The organism is Sphingopyxis chilensis, assembly GCF_035930445.1.
In the GTDB taxonomy this organism is placed as follows: domain Bacteria; phylum Pseudomonadota; class Alphaproteobacteria; order Sphingomonadales; family Sphingomonadaceae; genus Sphingopyxis; species Sphingopyxis chilensis.
The window spans coordinates 2,070,088-2,084,241 of record NZ_CP142394.1; the positions used below are offsets into that span (position 1 = coordinate 2,070,088).

The 14,154-nt window shown below is 65.1% G+C and carries 15 protein-coding genes; 4 read left to right on the forward strand and 11 right to left on the reverse strand.

Going from position 1 to position 14,154, the window contains the following annotated elements; genetic code table 11:
* Position 1: 1 nt before the first annotated feature.
* The 6 genes from argF to VSX79_RS09470 form a co-directional block, all read right to left on the reverse strand.
* Positions 2–928 carry an ornithine carbamoyltransferase gene (gene argF, locus VSX79_RS09445; RefSeq protein WP_179496027.1) on the reverse strand — a complete coding sequence of 309 codons (927 nt, stop codon included), beginning with the start codon at positions 926–928 and terminating at the stop codon, positions 2–4.
* Between the two features lie 28 nt (positions 929–956).
* The gene (locus tag VSX79_RS09450) at positions 957–2,144 is read right to left on the reverse strand and encodes an aspartate aminotransferase family protein (RefSeq protein WP_179496026.1); all 1,188 of its coding nucleotides are present in this window, start codon (positions 2,142–2,144) and stop codon (positions 957–959) included.
* Positions 2,145–2,274: 130 nt separating this feature from the next.
* Positions 2,275–3,015: a hypothetical protein gene (locus tag VSX79_RS09455; protein ID WP_326913213.1), complete on the reverse strand. Its 741-nt coding sequence runs from the start codon at positions 3,013–3,015 to the stop codon at positions 2,275–2,277.
* Positions 3,015–5,603, reverse strand: a complete 2,589-nt coding sequence (locus tag VSX79_RS09460; protein ID WP_326913214.1) for a TonB-dependent receptor — start codon at positions 5,601–5,603, stop codon at positions 3,015–3,017. Before VSX79_RS09460 ends, VSX79_RS09455 begins: the two co-directional genes overlap by 1 nt.
* 120 nt (positions 5,604–5,723) lie before the next feature.
* Complete coding sequence (locus VSX79_RS09465) at positions 5,724–6,710, reverse strand: LLM class flavin-dependent oxidoreductase (RefSeq protein WP_326913215.1); 987 nt, start codon at positions 6,708–6,710, stop codon at positions 5,724–5,726.
* A gap of 67 nt (positions 6,711–6,777) precedes the next feature.
* Positions 6,778–7,230, reverse strand: a complete 453-nt coding sequence (locus tag VSX79_RS09470) for an Lrp/AsnC family transcriptional regulator (RefSeq protein ID WP_179496019.1) — start codon at positions 7,228–7,230, stop codon at positions 6,778–6,780.
* Here VSX79_RS09470 and VSX79_RS09475 point away from each other — a divergent pair.
* Both VSX79_RS09475 and VSX79_RS09480 read left to right on the forward strand, forming a co-directional pair.
* Positions 7,229–7,894: a LysE family translocator gene (locus VSX79_RS09475; protein ID WP_257018101.1), complete on the forward strand. Its 666-nt coding sequence runs from the start codon at positions 7,229–7,231 to the stop codon at positions 7,892–7,894. The genes VSX79_RS09470 and VSX79_RS09475 overlap by 2 nt on opposite strands.
* A gap of 66 nt (positions 7,895–7,960) precedes the next feature.
* Positions 7,961–8,977 (forward strand): aldo/keto reductase, encoded by a 1,017-nt coding sequence (locus tag VSX79_RS09480; RefSeq protein ID WP_179496017.1) that lies wholly within the window; start codon positions 7,961–7,963, stop codon positions 8,975–8,977.
* Here VSX79_RS09480 and VSX79_RS09485 read toward each other — a convergent pair.
* Positions 8,962–9,534 (reverse strand): hypothetical protein, encoded by a 573-nt coding sequence (locus VSX79_RS09485; protein WP_179496015.1) that lies wholly within the window; start codon positions 9,532–9,534, stop codon positions 8,962–8,964. The two genes, VSX79_RS09480 and VSX79_RS09485, sit on opposite strands and share 16 nt — an antisense overlap.
* 47 nt (positions 9,535–9,581) lie before the next feature.
* On the opposite strand from VSX79_RS09485, the gene VSX79_RS09490 reads away from it, so the two are divergent.
* Entirely contained in the window at positions 9,582–10,049 is a 468-nt protein-coding gene (locus VSX79_RS09490; protein ID WP_326913216.1) for a DUF411 domain-containing protein, read from the forward strand.
* A gap of 15 nt (positions 10,050–10,064) precedes the next feature.
* On the opposite strand, the gene VSX79_RS09495 is transcribed toward VSX79_RS09490, so the two are convergent.
* Both VSX79_RS09495 and VSX79_RS09500 read right to left on the reverse strand, forming a co-directional pair.
* Positions 10,065–10,937 carry a dienelactone hydrolase family protein gene (locus VSX79_RS09495; RefSeq protein WP_326913217.1) on the reverse strand — a complete coding sequence of 291 codons (873 nt, stop codon included), beginning with the start codon at positions 10,935–10,937 and terminating at the stop codon, positions 10,065–10,067.
* A 41-nt stretch (positions 10,938–10,978) separates the two neighbouring features.
* Positions 10,979–11,662, reverse strand: a complete 684-nt coding sequence (locus VSX79_RS09500) for an HAD family hydrolase (protein ID WP_326913218.1) — start codon at positions 11,660–11,662, stop codon at positions 10,979–10,981.
* A gap of 59 nt (positions 11,663–11,721) precedes the next feature.
* Between VSX79_RS09500 and VSX79_RS09505 the strand changes: the two genes are divergently transcribed.
* Positions 11,722–11,910, forward strand: coding sequence for a hypothetical protein (locus VSX79_RS09505; protein ID WP_179496007.1), 189 nt, complete (start codon positions 11,722–11,724; stop codon positions 11,908–11,910).
* 3 nt (positions 11,911–11,913) lie between these two features.
* Here the strand turns inward: VSX79_RS09505 and VSX79_RS09510 are convergent, their stop codons facing one another.
* Positions 11,914–12,327 carry a GFA family protein gene (locus VSX79_RS09510; protein ID WP_179496005.1) on the reverse strand — a complete coding sequence of 138 codons (414 nt, stop codon included), beginning with the start codon at positions 12,325–12,327 and terminating at the stop codon, positions 11,914–11,916.
* Positions 12,324–14,147: a glutamine--fructose-6-phosphate transaminase (isomerizing) gene (gene glmS, locus VSX79_RS09515; protein ID WP_326913219.1), complete on the reverse strand. Its 1,824-nt coding sequence runs from the start codon at positions 14,145–14,147 to the stop codon at positions 12,324–12,326. The genes VSX79_RS09510 and glmS overlap by 4 nt, the downstream gene beginning before the upstream one ends.
* Between the last annotated feature and the right edge of the window lie 7 nt (positions 14,148–14,154).

Genomic DNA, 14,154 nt, shown 5'->3' on the forward strand with positions numbered 1-14,154 from the left:
CTCACAATTTGCCGAGCGCCCAGAGCAGGATCGACTTCTGCGCATGGACACGGTTTTCGGCCTCGTCCCACACGCGCGACTGCGCGCCGTCGATCACCGCATCGACGACCTCGTCGCCGCGGTGCGCGGGCAGGCAATGGAGGAAGATGGCGTCGGCCTTGGCGCCCGTCATCAGCCGCTCGTCGACCCGGTAGGGCGCCATCGCCGCAATCTTGTTGTGCGCATGATCCTGTCCCATCGACACCCAGGTGTCGGTGACGACCAGGTCGGCGCCCGCCACCGCCTCGCGCGCATCGCGCACGATATCGACGCGAACGCCCTTGGCGCGCGCGGCCTCGACGAAGCCCGCCTCGGGTTCATAGCCCTGCGGCACACCGGCGCGGACGTGAAAGCCGAACAGGCCCGCCGCCTCGATCAGCGAAGCGAGGACATTGTTGCCGTCGCCGAGCCAGGCGAGCTCAAGCCCCGGCAGCGCCTTGCCGCTCTCGACCACCGTCAAGAGGTCGGCGACAATCTGGCACGGGTGCGACAGGTCGGTGAGACCGTTGATCACCGGGACACTCGCATATTCGGCGAGTTCCTCGGCCTTCGCATGGTCGTCGGTGCGGATCATGATCGCATCGGCATAGCGCGACAGCACGCGCGCGGTGTCGGCGATCGTCTCGCCGCGGCCGAGCTGCGTCGTTCCCGCATCGAGGATCATCGGCACGCCGCCGAGCTGGCGGATCGCGATGTCGAACGACGCGCGCGTGCGCGTCGAATTCTTCTCGAACACCATCGCGAGCACATGGTCCGCCAGCGGCGCGTCGGCGTCGGGTTTTGCCTTCGGCCAGCCCGCGCGTGCCGCCTTGCGGTCGATCGCGTCCGAGAGCATCGCCGCGACGGCGTCGCCGCCGGCGTCGGAAAGGTTCAGGAAGCGCCGCATCATGCCCTCCGTTCTACAGGAACGGAAAACATCAGGATTCCGCGGGCGTGTAGCTCGCCGCGCCCGCCGACAGTTTCTCGATGAATTCCGCGATGTGGCTCTCGTCGATGTTGAGCGGCGGCAGCACGCGAACGACATTTTCGCCCGCCGCGACGGTGAGCAGCCCATGATTGTCGCGCAGATGCGCGACGAAGGCGCGGCTGTCCGACTTGAGCTTGAGCCCGAGCATCAGGCCGACGCCGCGCACGCTGTCGAACAGATGGTCGTGGTTCGGGATGAGCTGTTCGAGCGCGCCGCGCAGCCGCTCGCCGGTCGTCTTGACCTGGTCGAGAAAACCGTCTTCGAGCACGACGTCGAGCACCGCCTGCCCCGCCGCACAGGCAAGCGGGTTGCCGCCATAGGTCGACCCGTGCGTGCCGATCACCATGCCGCGCGCGGCCTTTTCGGTCGCGAGGCACGCGCCCATCGGGAAGCCGCCGCCGATGCCCTTGGCGCTCGCCATGATGTCGGGGGTGACACCATAATGTTCATAGGCATAGAGATGCCCGGTGCGTGCGACGCCGCACTGGACTTCGTCGAACACGAGCATCAGGTCGCGCTTGTCGCAGATATCGCGCAGCGCCTGCAGGAAAGGCTGCGACGCGGGGCGGATACCGCCCTCGCCCTGAATCGGCTCGACGAGGAAACCCGCGCTATTGTCGTCGACCAGATCGAGCGCGGCGTTGATGTCGTCGAACGGTGCATAGGCGAAGCCGGGCAGCAGCGGATCGAAACCCTTGCGCAGCTTTTCCTGATTGGTCGCCGAGATGGTGCCGAGCGTGCGGCCGTGAAAGGCGTTGTTGAAGGTGATCAGATTGTGCTTTTCGGGATTGCCCGCGCTCGAATGATAGGCGCGCGCGGTCTTGATCGCGCATTCGACCGCCTCGGCGCCCGAGTTGGTAAGGAACACCGTATCGGCGAACGTATGTTCGACGAGCCGCGCTGCATAGGCCTCACCCTGCGGGCTGCCATAGAGGTTCGAGACGTGCATCAGCGTCGCGGCCTGATCCTGGATCGCCTTGGTCAGGTGCGGGTGGCCGTGGCCGAGCAGGTTGACCGCGATGCCGCTCGCGAAGTCCAGATAGCGCTCGCCGCGCTCGCCGATCAGATAGGCGCCCTCGCCGCGCACCGGACGCACACCGCACCGGGGGTATACGGGCATCAGCGGCGTGATCGTCATGGCAGGCACCTTTCAAACTAAAGTAAAAAGGCGACCCCAAACGGGCCGCCCTTGGTCGGGCCGCTCCTATACTGCCGGTGCCGGAGGCGCGTCAACACGGCGGGCCTCGCGCCGGATGACAGAAAAACGATCAGAGTGCCGGAACCGCTGTCGCCCGGATTTCCTTCTTCGCGCGGTCGATCGACCATAGCAGGCGCGGCTCGACCGGGTCCCAGTCGATCGCCTGCCCCTCGGTCGGCACCGGCAGCGTCGCGACAAGGTCGAGCGTCGCGCCCGCCTTCGGCAGCCGCAGCGCATAGATTTCGGGCCGGTCGTGTCCGCTCGCATACATCAGCCCGTCGGCCCCCCAGGCGAAACCCGAACAGCTTTTGGGCGCGAAGCGCGCGAGCACGGCATCGGGGAACAGCCAGGATTCGAGGGGTCGGAACGACGCGTCCATTCGCACCAGCGTCGTGAAACGGTGGTCGCGACCCGGCTCGCCGCCGCGGTCGTCGTAGTTGGCGAACACCGCCCACCAGTTGCCGCCGTGCCAGTCCATCGCGGTCAGCGACCCGACCATGCGGCCGAGGCTCACCGTGCGGATATGGCGGAGGGTCTTCGCGTCGAAAATCTCGACGCTGCTCGCCATCGGCACTTTCGGATAGTTGGATGCGGCGCAAACAAGGTCGGCCTTGACCACCGCGCAGCTGTTGAGATGCGGAAACAGCTTCGGATCGCCCTCCCACCCCGCAACCCGCTTGCCGCTCGCCTTGTCATATTTGCCGATCGCATAATTATCGATGGCATAGACATGGGTCCGGTCCGCCGCGACGCCCTGATCGGCCTCGGGCGCCGCGATCGTCGAAAGCGTCAAGAGCGCGGCGGCGAGCATCAGAAGCGCACCGACGCGCCGGCGTAGAAGGTCCGGCCATAGCGTTCGTTCTGGATGATCCAGTCACGACGCTCGCCCTGATATTGGCGCGTCGGCTCGTCGGTCAGATTCTGCCCCTCGACGAAGAGGCTGACATTGTCGGTGACCGCGAACGACGCCTTGGCGTCGAGCCGGCGCAGATCGTCATTATATTGATCGCCGAGCATGTCGGCGCCGAGCGAGATCAGCGCGCTGCCGGTGTTGTGATAGGCGATCGATGCCTCGACCGGCCCCTTCTGATAGAAAAGCTGCGCCCCATAGAGCAGGTTCGACTGTTCTGGGAAGGCTGCGGCGTCGGCGCGGCCCGGCACTTTCAGCTTCGAATCGATCAGCGTCATATTCGCCTCGAGCCCGAAGCCCGAGAGAAAGCCCGGCAGGAAATCGAACTGCTGACGATAGGCGAGCTCAAGCCCGATGATGTCGGCGCTCGTCCCGTTCGCCTTTTGCGAGAAGCCGAGCACCGCATAGTCGCGCCCGCCATAGCTGGTATCGAGCAGGGTGAAGCTTTGCGTGTAGACCGGGTTCTTGATGAACTTCGCGAAGACACCGACCGAAAACAGCCCGCCCTTCGCGAAATACCATTCGGCCGAGGCGTCGAGCGCATCGGCGATATAGGGTTCGAGGTTCGGGTTGCCGAGCGACACCGATCCATCGAACGTCCCGTCGTCATTCTGCTCATAGCCGATCTCGCCGCCGGGGGTGAGGTCCGAATAATTGGGGCGGCCGACGCTGCGCGTATAGGCAAGGCGGACGATCACCTCGTCGTTGGGCTCGATCCGCACGATCAGGCTGGGCAGCCAGTTGGTGTAGCTGCGCTTCGCGTTCACCGGGACGACGTCGGTTTCGTTCTCGAGCTGGAACCCGCGGATCGTCAAGTCGGTGCGTTCGACGCGAATGCCCGGCGTCACGGTGATCGCCCCGAAATCGAGGTTCGCCATCGCATAGCCGGCGGCGATGTCTTCGCCGAGGTCGAGATCGTTCAACGTCGCATTGGCGAGGGTCGAGCTCTCGTCGAGCACGAAATAGGCGGCATTCGCGGGGTCGGCGGTGAACGCGTCGATCAGGCCGGCGTCGATCACCGGGGTGATCAGATAGTCATGCCCGCCGCCGACATGGCTCACGACGTCGGCGCCCTGCAGCCCGAACTGCCCCAGCGTGAAGCGCGTCGCGGGATCGCCGCCGCGCGAAAAGATGCTGTTGTTCGAATCGAAATCCTTGTCGGTCGCGCGATATTTGCCGCCGAGTTTCAGCCAGCTGTCGTCGCCGAAGCCGAGCCGCCGCGTCACGTCGAGCCGGCCGGTCCAGATATATTCGTCGCCGCTTTCGTCCTGCACCGTATATTGCCGAAAACCGAGGCCATCGGCGGAGAGCGGAGTGCGCGGCGCGGCGCTGAACAATTTGTCGGTGAAGTCGAAATCGACCGTCCCCGGATTGCCGCGGAACTGCCAGAGCTGGTTCGGCTCGATGACCTCATTGTGCGAGCGCGCAAGGCCATAGTCGAAGGTCCAGTCGTCGGTCTCGGTCTTACCGCCGATCATGCCGACGAGCACCGACTTTTCCTTATATTCGAGCCGCAGGTCCGACCGCTGCTCGCTCTCGGCCGCGACGCCGGTCAGCCCGTCGGGATTCAGCGTCACATTGCCGTCCTCGCGCTGGTCCTGCGTCGCGAAATCGAGGCGGAAGCGCTGGCGATATTCATTCTCGGTGAATTTGCTATAGAGGCCGCGCGCCCACAAATGCGTCGTATCGCTCGGCCGCCAGTCGAACGAGGCGATACCGCCGATGCGCTCGCGCTCGAGCTGATAATCGGTATATTTGATATTGGTCGGCAGCCCGCCGCGCGCGGCGCCCGGAAACGGCGCCCAGTCGTCGGGAAAGATGCCGAAGCTCTGGAAATCTCGCTTCGAATAGCTCGCGCCGATCAGGATGCCGAATTGTTCGTCGCTGCCGAAGCGGCCGCCAATGCTCGCGTCGCCGCGAACCGGCACCTTCTCGTTGAGCGTCTGGTAGCCCGCCTGCACATTGGCCGAAAGGACGAAAGGCTCGGCGAAGTCGAACGCGGTCTGGGTCACGAGGTTGATCGTGCCGCCGATGCCCTGCGCATCGAGGTCGGCGGTCTTCGCCTTGGTCACCTCGACACGATTGAGCAATTGCCCCGAGACGATGTCGAGCGGCAGGCGGCGGGTATTGCCGTCGGGGTTGCCGAGTTCGAAGCCGTTGACGGTATAATTGTTGAGGTCCGACGGAATGCCGCGGATCGCGACATAACGCCCTTCGCCCTGGTCGTACTGCACCCCGACGCCGGGCAGGCGCTCGATCACCTCGGCGACGTTACGATCGGGAAGCTGGCCGATCTCGTCCGCCGCAGCGACGTCCATGATGCCGACGGCATCGCGCTTGATCTCGATCGCGCGTTCCTGCTGCGCGCGCTGGCCGGTGACGACGATCGCTTCGCCCTCATCGGCGGGCGCGGCTTCCTGTGCCAGCACGGGAGACGAAACGAGCAGCGCGATCGCGCTTGCTCCGGCGAGGGAGAGTTTGACGGACATGGAAGCGACCCCTTTTGGAATGACGCGCTGCGCCTAGGGGTCCGCCGCGTCGATTCGACGACGCAACCGTGACCGTTTCACGATGTTTTGATGACGCCAACCGTCACATGCGTTGACGAATCAGAGGCTGCGCGCCGCCTCCATGGCAAGCGCAACCGAATGTTTGCGTGCTGCATGGTCGTACATCGACGATGCGACGATCACTTCATCGACCCCGGTGCGCGCAATAAAGGCCTTCAGCCCCGCCGCGACGTCGTCGACCGTCCCCACCGCCGAGCATTGCAGCACATGGTCGAGGATCGCGCGCGCATTGGGCGGCAGGCTGTCCTTGTACCCCGCGAGCGGCGGCTTCATTTTGCCCGGGTTGCCGGTGCGCAGCGCGACGAAAGCCTGTTGTTGCGAGCTCGCGAGCAGTTCGGCTTCGTCGCGCGTATCGGCGGCGAAGACGTTGAACGCGGCGGCGGCATAGGGTTCGGCAAGCTGCGCCGACGGTTTGAACTGGCGGCGATAGATGTCGAGCGCCTCGTCGAGCGCGTCGGGCGCGAAGTGGCTCGCGAAGGCGTAAGGCAGCCCAAGCATCGCCGCGAGCTGCGCGCCAAAGGTACTGGAACCAAGAATCCACAGCGGAATATGCGTGCCCGCTCCCGGCACCGCCGTGATGCCAAGTTGATCGTCGCCCGCCAGAAATGCCTGAAGCTCCAGCACATCCTGCGGAAACTGCCGCTCGTCGCTCGCGAGGGTGCGGCGCAGCGCGCGCGCGACGCGCTGGTCCGACCCCGGTGCGCGGCCCAGGCCCAGATCGACGCGTCCGGGGAACAGGGCTTCGAGCGTGCCGAACTGTTCGGCGATCACCATCGGGGCATGGTTCGGCAGCATGATGCCGGCCGAACCGATGCGAATGCTTTGGGTGGTGTGGCCGAGGTGCGCGAGCACGACCGACGTCGCCGCGCTTGCGATCCCCGCCATGCCGTGATGCTCGGCGACCCAGTAACGTTCGTAACCGAGCGCCTCGGCGTGGCGGGCGAGATCCGCAGCATTGGCGAGCGACTGGGCGATCGTACCGGTATCGGTGACGGGCACGAGGTCGAGGAAAGAGAGTTTCGTCATGAAACCGATATGCGGTCGAGGAACGATGGGTTCAACCGCACAGCTTCGCGGGCATGGCGAAGAAAAACTACGCCCGCTCGTCCTTGGGCGAATCCATCAGAACATAGGTGGTAATCGAATGGACCTGCGGCAGCACGCCCAGCACTTCGGTGTGGAAATGCTTGTACGCCGCCAGATCCTCGGTCTCGACGCGCAGCAGATATTCGATCGTCCCGGTGATATTGTGGCATTCGCGCACTTCCGGTGCATCGGCCATCGCCGCCTCGAAATCCGCCTGCGATTTCTTGGTGTGCGACGAGAGCCCAACGGTCACATAGGCGAGGAAGGTCAGCCCGAGCTTCGTCGGATCGATTACCGCGCGATAACCCTTGATCACGCCGCTGCGCTCAAGCTCCTGCACGCGGCGCAGGCAGGCCGAAGGCGACAACCCGACGCGCTCGGCGAGTTCGAGGTTCGAGATTCGCCCGTCGTGAGACAATTCTTGCAATATCTTGCGGCCAATGGCATCGATCTTGATCATGGATTGCATAATCTATCGCAATCTGCATCAACTTTGCAATCTGTTGCGCAGCGAAACGCATTATATTGCGCCGATGAACCAGACCACGCTCGCCGCTCTCTCCGCCTTCGCGCTTGTCTCCTCGATCACGCCGGGGCCGAACAATATGATGCTGATGGCGTCGGGCGCCAATTTCGGCCTGCGCCGCACCGTGCCCCACGCGCTTGGCGTCGGCATCGGCTTCACCCTGATGATCGTGCTTGTCGGCGTCGGACTGATGGGGCTGTTCGACCTGTTTCCGGCGCTCAATATCATCCTCAAGGTGGTCAGCGTTGCTTATCTCCTCTGGCTTGCATGGAAGATCGCCAACGCCGCCGCGCCCGACACCGAAGGCAGCGCGCGCGGCAAGCCGATGAGCTTTTTCCAGGCAGTGCTGTTCCAATGGGTAAACCCGAAAGCCTGGTCGATGGCGCTGACCGCCATCGCGCTTTACGCTCCCGATCGCAATTTCGCTGCCGTGCTGCTCGTCGCGGTCGTCTTCGGGGTCATCAACCTGCCCTCGACCAGCCTGTGGGCGGTGATGGGCGTGTCGCTGCGTGGCTGGCTGTCGAGCCCGGCGCGGCTGAAGGCGTTCAACTGGACGATGGCCGCGCTGCTCGTCGGCTCGCTCGCGCTGCTGATCTGATTGCCAGGTTGCGAAGCGCAACCTAAAGACGGCGCTCCCCTCCCTCGCGACCGGAGAAGATCAGCCATGCCCAGCCGCCGCCTCGGCCAGAGCGCCATCCATGTGTCCGACATCTGCATGGGAACGATGACCTTCGGCAGTCAGGCCGACGAGGCGACGGCGTTTCGAGTCCTCGACCGCTGCTTCGATGCCGGTATCAACTTTTACGACACCGCCGAGGGCTATCCGGTCCCGCCCGACGTCAAATGGGTCGGCCGCACCGAAGAGATCGTCGGGCGCTGGATGAAGACCAAGCCGCGCGACGCGATCATCATGGCGACCAAGGTTTCGGGGCCGAGCCACGTCTGGTTCAAATCGCCGTGCCGGAACGGCATGACCGCGCTCGACCGCAAGAATATCATGCAGGCGGTGGACGACAGCCTGACGCGGCTCCAGACCGATTATATCGACCTCTACCAGACGCACTGGCCTGACCATGACGCGCCCTATGACGAGATGATGGACGCGCTCGACGAGCTCGTCCGCGCCGGCAAGGTGCGCATCCTCGGCTGCTCGAACGAGACGAGCTGGGGGCTGATGAAGTCGCTCGCCGCGTCGGAGAAGCTGGGCGGCGCGCGCTACCACACGATCCAGAATAATTTCAGCCTCAACAACCGCCGCTTCGAGGATGAGCTGGCGCAGGTGTGCCGGCAGGAAGGCGTCAGCCTGATCCCCTATTCGCCGCTCGCGGGCGGAGTGCTGTCGGGCAAATATCAGGGCGGGGCGACCCCTGAAGGCGCACGCTTTTCACGTTATCTCCAGATGGAAGGGCGGCAAGCCGCGATGGGACGCCGTTTCGTCAACGAAAGGAGCCTCGCGGCGACCGAACGCTATCTCAAGATCGCCGAAGAGGCTGGGCTGCATCCGGTGACGATGGCGACCGCCTGGTCGAAACAGCATGATTTCGTCGCCTCGACGATCGTCGGTGTCAGCGCCGACGACCAGCTCGATCCCATCCTCGACGCGATGGAACTGGTGCTTGCCGACGATGTGATGAAGGCGCTGCACAAGGTCAGCAAGGACATCCTCTACCCGATGGGCTGACCGGTCGGCCATTCCAGCACCAGCGCCTCACCCACCCGCAGCGCGCGCCATTCGGCCGCCCGCCGATCGAAATCGGCGAACACTTGGCGCCGCGCAGCGTCGATCCTCGCACGCTCGTCGGCGCTGAGCGATGCGCGCGTCCGTTCCGCCTCGCCGAGCGCGCCGCGCTGCGCGGCGCTGCCGGGTCGCGACTGACGCCGCCAGCCGATGTCGAACAGGAAGGCGGCGAGTTCGGACAATTCGCCCTCCCGGCCCTGGCTCCGGATCAGCTTCGCGCCCTTGGCGACCTGCTTGCGCGCGGCGCGCTGGCGCTCCTTCGCCGACATCTCGCCGTCGGCGGCCTCGACGCGAAAGGAACCCGCGTCGCCACCCGCCGCGATCTGGCCGAACACCCCCGTCCTGAGCCCCAGTGCCGCCTCGACGACGAAATGCGCCATGTCGTGCGGCAGGTCGGGATCGAAACCGGGGGCCGGATCCATGACGAGCACCGGCAAACCCTCGCGCTCGATCCGCATGCTGTAGCGGCGCTCGCCCGAACGGATGAAATGGACTTTCATGGACCTGCCCTATAGATTCGCGGGCATCTCTTCCAAAAGGAATTGCGATGACCTCTGCCCGCCGCGCGTTTTTCGCCCTCGCCGCTTTCTCTGCCGTCATCGGCACCGCGCACGCCGCGAACCCGGTGATGTTCCGCGACGCCGGCTGCGGCTGCTGCCTCAAATGGCTCGAACAGGTGAAAGCGTCGTTCGGAACGAAGGCGGTGATCGTCAACTCGCCCGACATGAGCGCGGTCAAGGACAAGCAGGGCGTGCCGCCGGCGCTGCGCAGCTGCCACACCGTGCTCGTCGGGGGCTATGTGATCGAGGGCCATGTGCCCGCGAAGGACATCGCCCGCCTGCTCCGCGAAAAGCCGAAGGGCGTGAAGGGCCTCGCGGTCGCGGGAATGCCGATGGGCTCGCCCGGCATGGAACATGGCGACCACCGCGAGGCCTATAAGGTCATAACCTTCGGCCCCGCCGGCCAGCGCGTCTATGCAAGCTATGCCGCCGGCAGCAGCGCGCACGCGCACTGACCGTGGCGGCGGGCGTCAGGTCAATTCGGCCTTGAACAGCTCGAGTTGGCGTCCCCACGCCTTCTCCGCCGCCGCCTCGTTGTAGGCGCGGCCGTCGGGCGGGCACCAGCCGTGCATCGCACCTTCATAGACCTCGACCTCGTGCCACTGCTTGCGCGGAACCAACACCTCCTTCAGCAGCACCTTCTCGTTCGGGCTTTCCTTGTCGTCATTGTCGGCGATTGCGAAGAGGTAGCCGGCGCTGGTCGCGGGGATCAGCAGGTGCGGACTGTCGGGCTTGTCGGTGCCCACCCCGCCACCGTGAAAGCTCGCCGCGGCCCCGACGCGGTCGGGCTTCAATGCGGCGGTATAGATGACCATCGGCCCGCCCATGCAGTAACCGGCGGTGCCGATCTTGCGGCCCGTATCGACTTCGCCTTGCGCGTCGAGAAAGGCGAGATGCGCCTTGGCGTCGGTCTCGACGATCGGCTTCGTAAGCTGCTTGAGATAACCGAACAGCTTTTCACGCACCTCGGGATTGCCCCAGTCATTGGCGGCATCGACCACCGGAGATTTCTGCCAGCGGTAGAAGGGATTGACCGTCAGCACCGCATAGCCCTCGCCCGCGAGCCGGTCGGCCATCTGACGGAATGCGGGGCGCAGGCCGCGAATATCGGGCCACACCAGCACGCCGGGGTGCTTGCCCTCGGCCGGCGCGACGAAATAGGCGTCGCACGTTCCGTCATCGGTCGTGATCGTGACGTCGCGCCCCTTCACCGGCTTGCCCGCCAGCGCGCGCACGGGCAGCGCCGCCATCAACGCGCCAGCGCCCGCGAGCGCCGTAAAGCTACGGCGCGCAACGGGCATCCCGGCGCGGTCGAGGTCGGCTTCGGTATTCTCGGTGCACATCGTGTCTCTCCTTGCGGCGGTTCGTGATAGAATAACGACCATTATCCAGCGGCGACGGTTCCCGCTTCTGTGGCGATGCTAAGCTCGGCGAAGGTGAAAGCAACCCGGTGCACACCGATACTGCCGAGCATCTCGCCATGCGCCACGCGGTCGACGATATGCCCCGCGCCGCAGAAACCGACGACGGTCATCCCCGCCGCAAGCGCCGCCTGCGCCCCGGTCGGCGAATCCTCGATCGCAAGGCACGAAGCTGGATCGACGCCCAGCCCCTTCGCGGCAGCAAGGTAGATATCGGGATGCGGCTTGCCGCGGTCCCAGCCGTCGGCGCTGTAGACATGCGCGCCGAAATGGTGGCCAAGCCCGAAAAGCCCAAGCGCCCAGCCGATATATTCGGCGCGGCTCGACGAGGCGATGGCGCGGGGCAATCGTCCGAGCGTGTCGAGAAAGTCGGCAACGCCGGGCACGGCGTCGAACCCTTCCATATAGCGCGCCCGCGCCCGTTCGCGATGCGTCTCGCGAAAATCGGCGGGCAGCGGCCGCCCATATCGCGCCTCGATCCGCCGCTGCGTCTCTTGCCAGTTATGCCCGTAATAGTCGCGCAGGCACTCGTCATAGGTCGCAGGCATCCCCGCTGCGGTCAGGCTCTCGGCCAGCGACAGGTTCGCGCGCACCTCGCTGTCGGCGACGACGCCGTCGAAATCGAAAATGATGGCAGCGAAGCTCATGCGAATCCTGTAATCTTCATATTTGCCGCCTAGAGCCTCGATGAACAGGAGACATCGGCATGAAATTCATCGAACTCAAGTCGCGTGGCGGCAATTATCTCGTCGTCGCCGAAAATGTCGCCTGGCTCCGCGACTATGAAAACGGCCAGACTCAGGTCGGCATGGTCGGCGGCGCACCGCTGCTGGTCGCGGGCAGGATCGAGGACGTTGCTGCATCGATCCTCGCGCAGGCGAACGCGACGGAGTGACGGTCAGCGCATGACCTCATTCTCGCGCGCATAGCCCCACGCCCCCTCGCCTGACCAGCCGCGCCCGTCGGGGAAGCTGAGCTTCAAACCGCTAAGCTGCGCCGGGTCGAAGAGGCGCATGTTCACCCCCATCATATCGACCTCGCCGCCCATCCGTTCGATCAGCCCCTCGGTCGCCGACCAATGCGTTGTACAGCCGCAGGTCGCGCAGAAATGCAGGTCCGAATTGGGATTTTCCCGGTCGGCGCGGTTATAGGTCCGCGTCTCGCCCTCGATCACCACATCGCGCGGCGAATAATAGGCCCAGAGAATCCCGTGCGAAAAGCAGAGCGAGCAATTGCACTCGGCGATCTCCTCGGGCGCCTTGGCGAGGCGGACCGAGACGGCGCCGCAATGGCAAGTGGTGTTCCAGCTCACTCGACCGTCACCGACTTCGCCAGATTGCGCGGCTGATCGACGTCGGTGCCCTTGGCGACCGCCACATGATAGGCGAGCAACTGCACCGGCACCGCATAGACGAGCGGCGCGATAAGCGGGTGGACCTTGGGCATTTCGATCATCGCCATGCAGCCGTCGCCGGCTTCGGCGAGGCCTTCGGCGTCGGAAATCAGCACGACCTTGCCGCCGCGCGCCATGACCTCTTGCATGTTGCTCACCGTCTTTTCGAACAGGGGGCCCGACGGCGCGAGGACGATTACCGGGACCGCCTCGTCGATCAGCGCGATCGGACCGTGCTTCATCTCGCCCGAGGCATAGCCTTCGGCATGGATGTATGAGATTTCCTTGAGCTTGAGCGCGCCCTCCAAGGCGAGCGGATAGTCGGGACCGCGGCCGAGGTAGAGCACGTCGCGCGCGGGGGCGACGAGATGCGCCATCTTCGAAATTTCCTCGTCGTGCGCGAGCGCGGCGTTGAGCGCGGCGGGGGCCTCGATCAGATGCTTGACGATCTCGCGCTCTTCGGCGGCGCTGAGCTTGCCCTTCTTGAGCGCGAGATGCGCCGCGAGCGCGGCGAGCACCGCGAGCTGGCAGGTGAAGGCCTTGGTCGAGGCGACGCCGATTTCGGGTCCCGCGTGGGTCGGGAGCAACAGGTCGGCTTCGCGCGCCATGCTGCTCGTCGGCACGTTGACGACGACCGCGATCGTCTGGCTGTTCGCCTTGCAATGGCGCAGCGCTGCGAGCGTGTCGGCGGTCTCGCCCGACTGCGAGATGAACAGCGCGAGCCCGCCCGGCTGGAGCACCGGATCGCGGTAGCGGAACTCCGACGCGACATCGATGTCGACCGGAACGCGCGCAAAGGTCTCGAACCAGTATTTGGCGACCATGCCCGCATAGAAGCTGGTCCCGCATGCGACGATCGTGATTCGGTCGATCGAACTCAGGTCGAAATCCATCTGCGGCAGCGCGACCGTCTGTTCGAGCGGGCGGATGTAGGAGGATAGCGTCTGCGCGACCACGGTCGGCTGCTCGAAAATCTCTTTCTGCATGAAGTGGCGGTAATTGCCCTTCTCGACCGCCGCGGCGGTGACGCCCGACGTCGTGATCTCGCGCGTCACGGGATTGTTGTCGGCATCGTAGATCTGCGCGCCATCCCGCGTAATGACGACCCAGTCGCCCTCATCGAGATAGGCGATCTTCTGCGTCAATGGAGCCAGCGCGAGCGCGTCGGAGCCGAGATAGGTCTCCCCCTCACCATAGCCGACGACAAGCGGCGACCCGAGGCGCGCGCCGATCAGCAGGTCGGGATGCTGGCGAAAGGCGATGGCGAGCGCGAAGGCACCGCGCAGCTGCGGCAGCACCGCCTTCACCGCATCCTGCGGCGACAGGCCCGCCTCGACCTGCTCCGAAACGAGATGCGCGACGACTTCGGTGTCGGTCTCGCTTTCGAACGTGCGGCCGCGCGCTTGCAGTGCTTCGCGCAGCGGCTTGAAATTCTCGATGATGCCATTGTGGACGAGCGCGACTTCGCCCGTCGCGTGCGGGTGCGCGTTGCTCGTCGTCGGCGCGCCGTGCGTCGCCCAGCGCGTGTGCGCGATACCGACGGTGCCCGGCGCGGGATTGCCCGCGAGCTCCTTGACGAGATTGTTCAGCTTGCCCTCGGCGCGGCGGCGGATCAGCTCTCCCCCCTCGACCGTGCACACGCCCGCCGAATCATAGCCGCGATATTCCATGCGCTTGAGCCCGTCGACGAGGCGGTCCGCCACCTGGGCCGTGCCGATGATTCCGATAATTCCGCACATGGGTTCT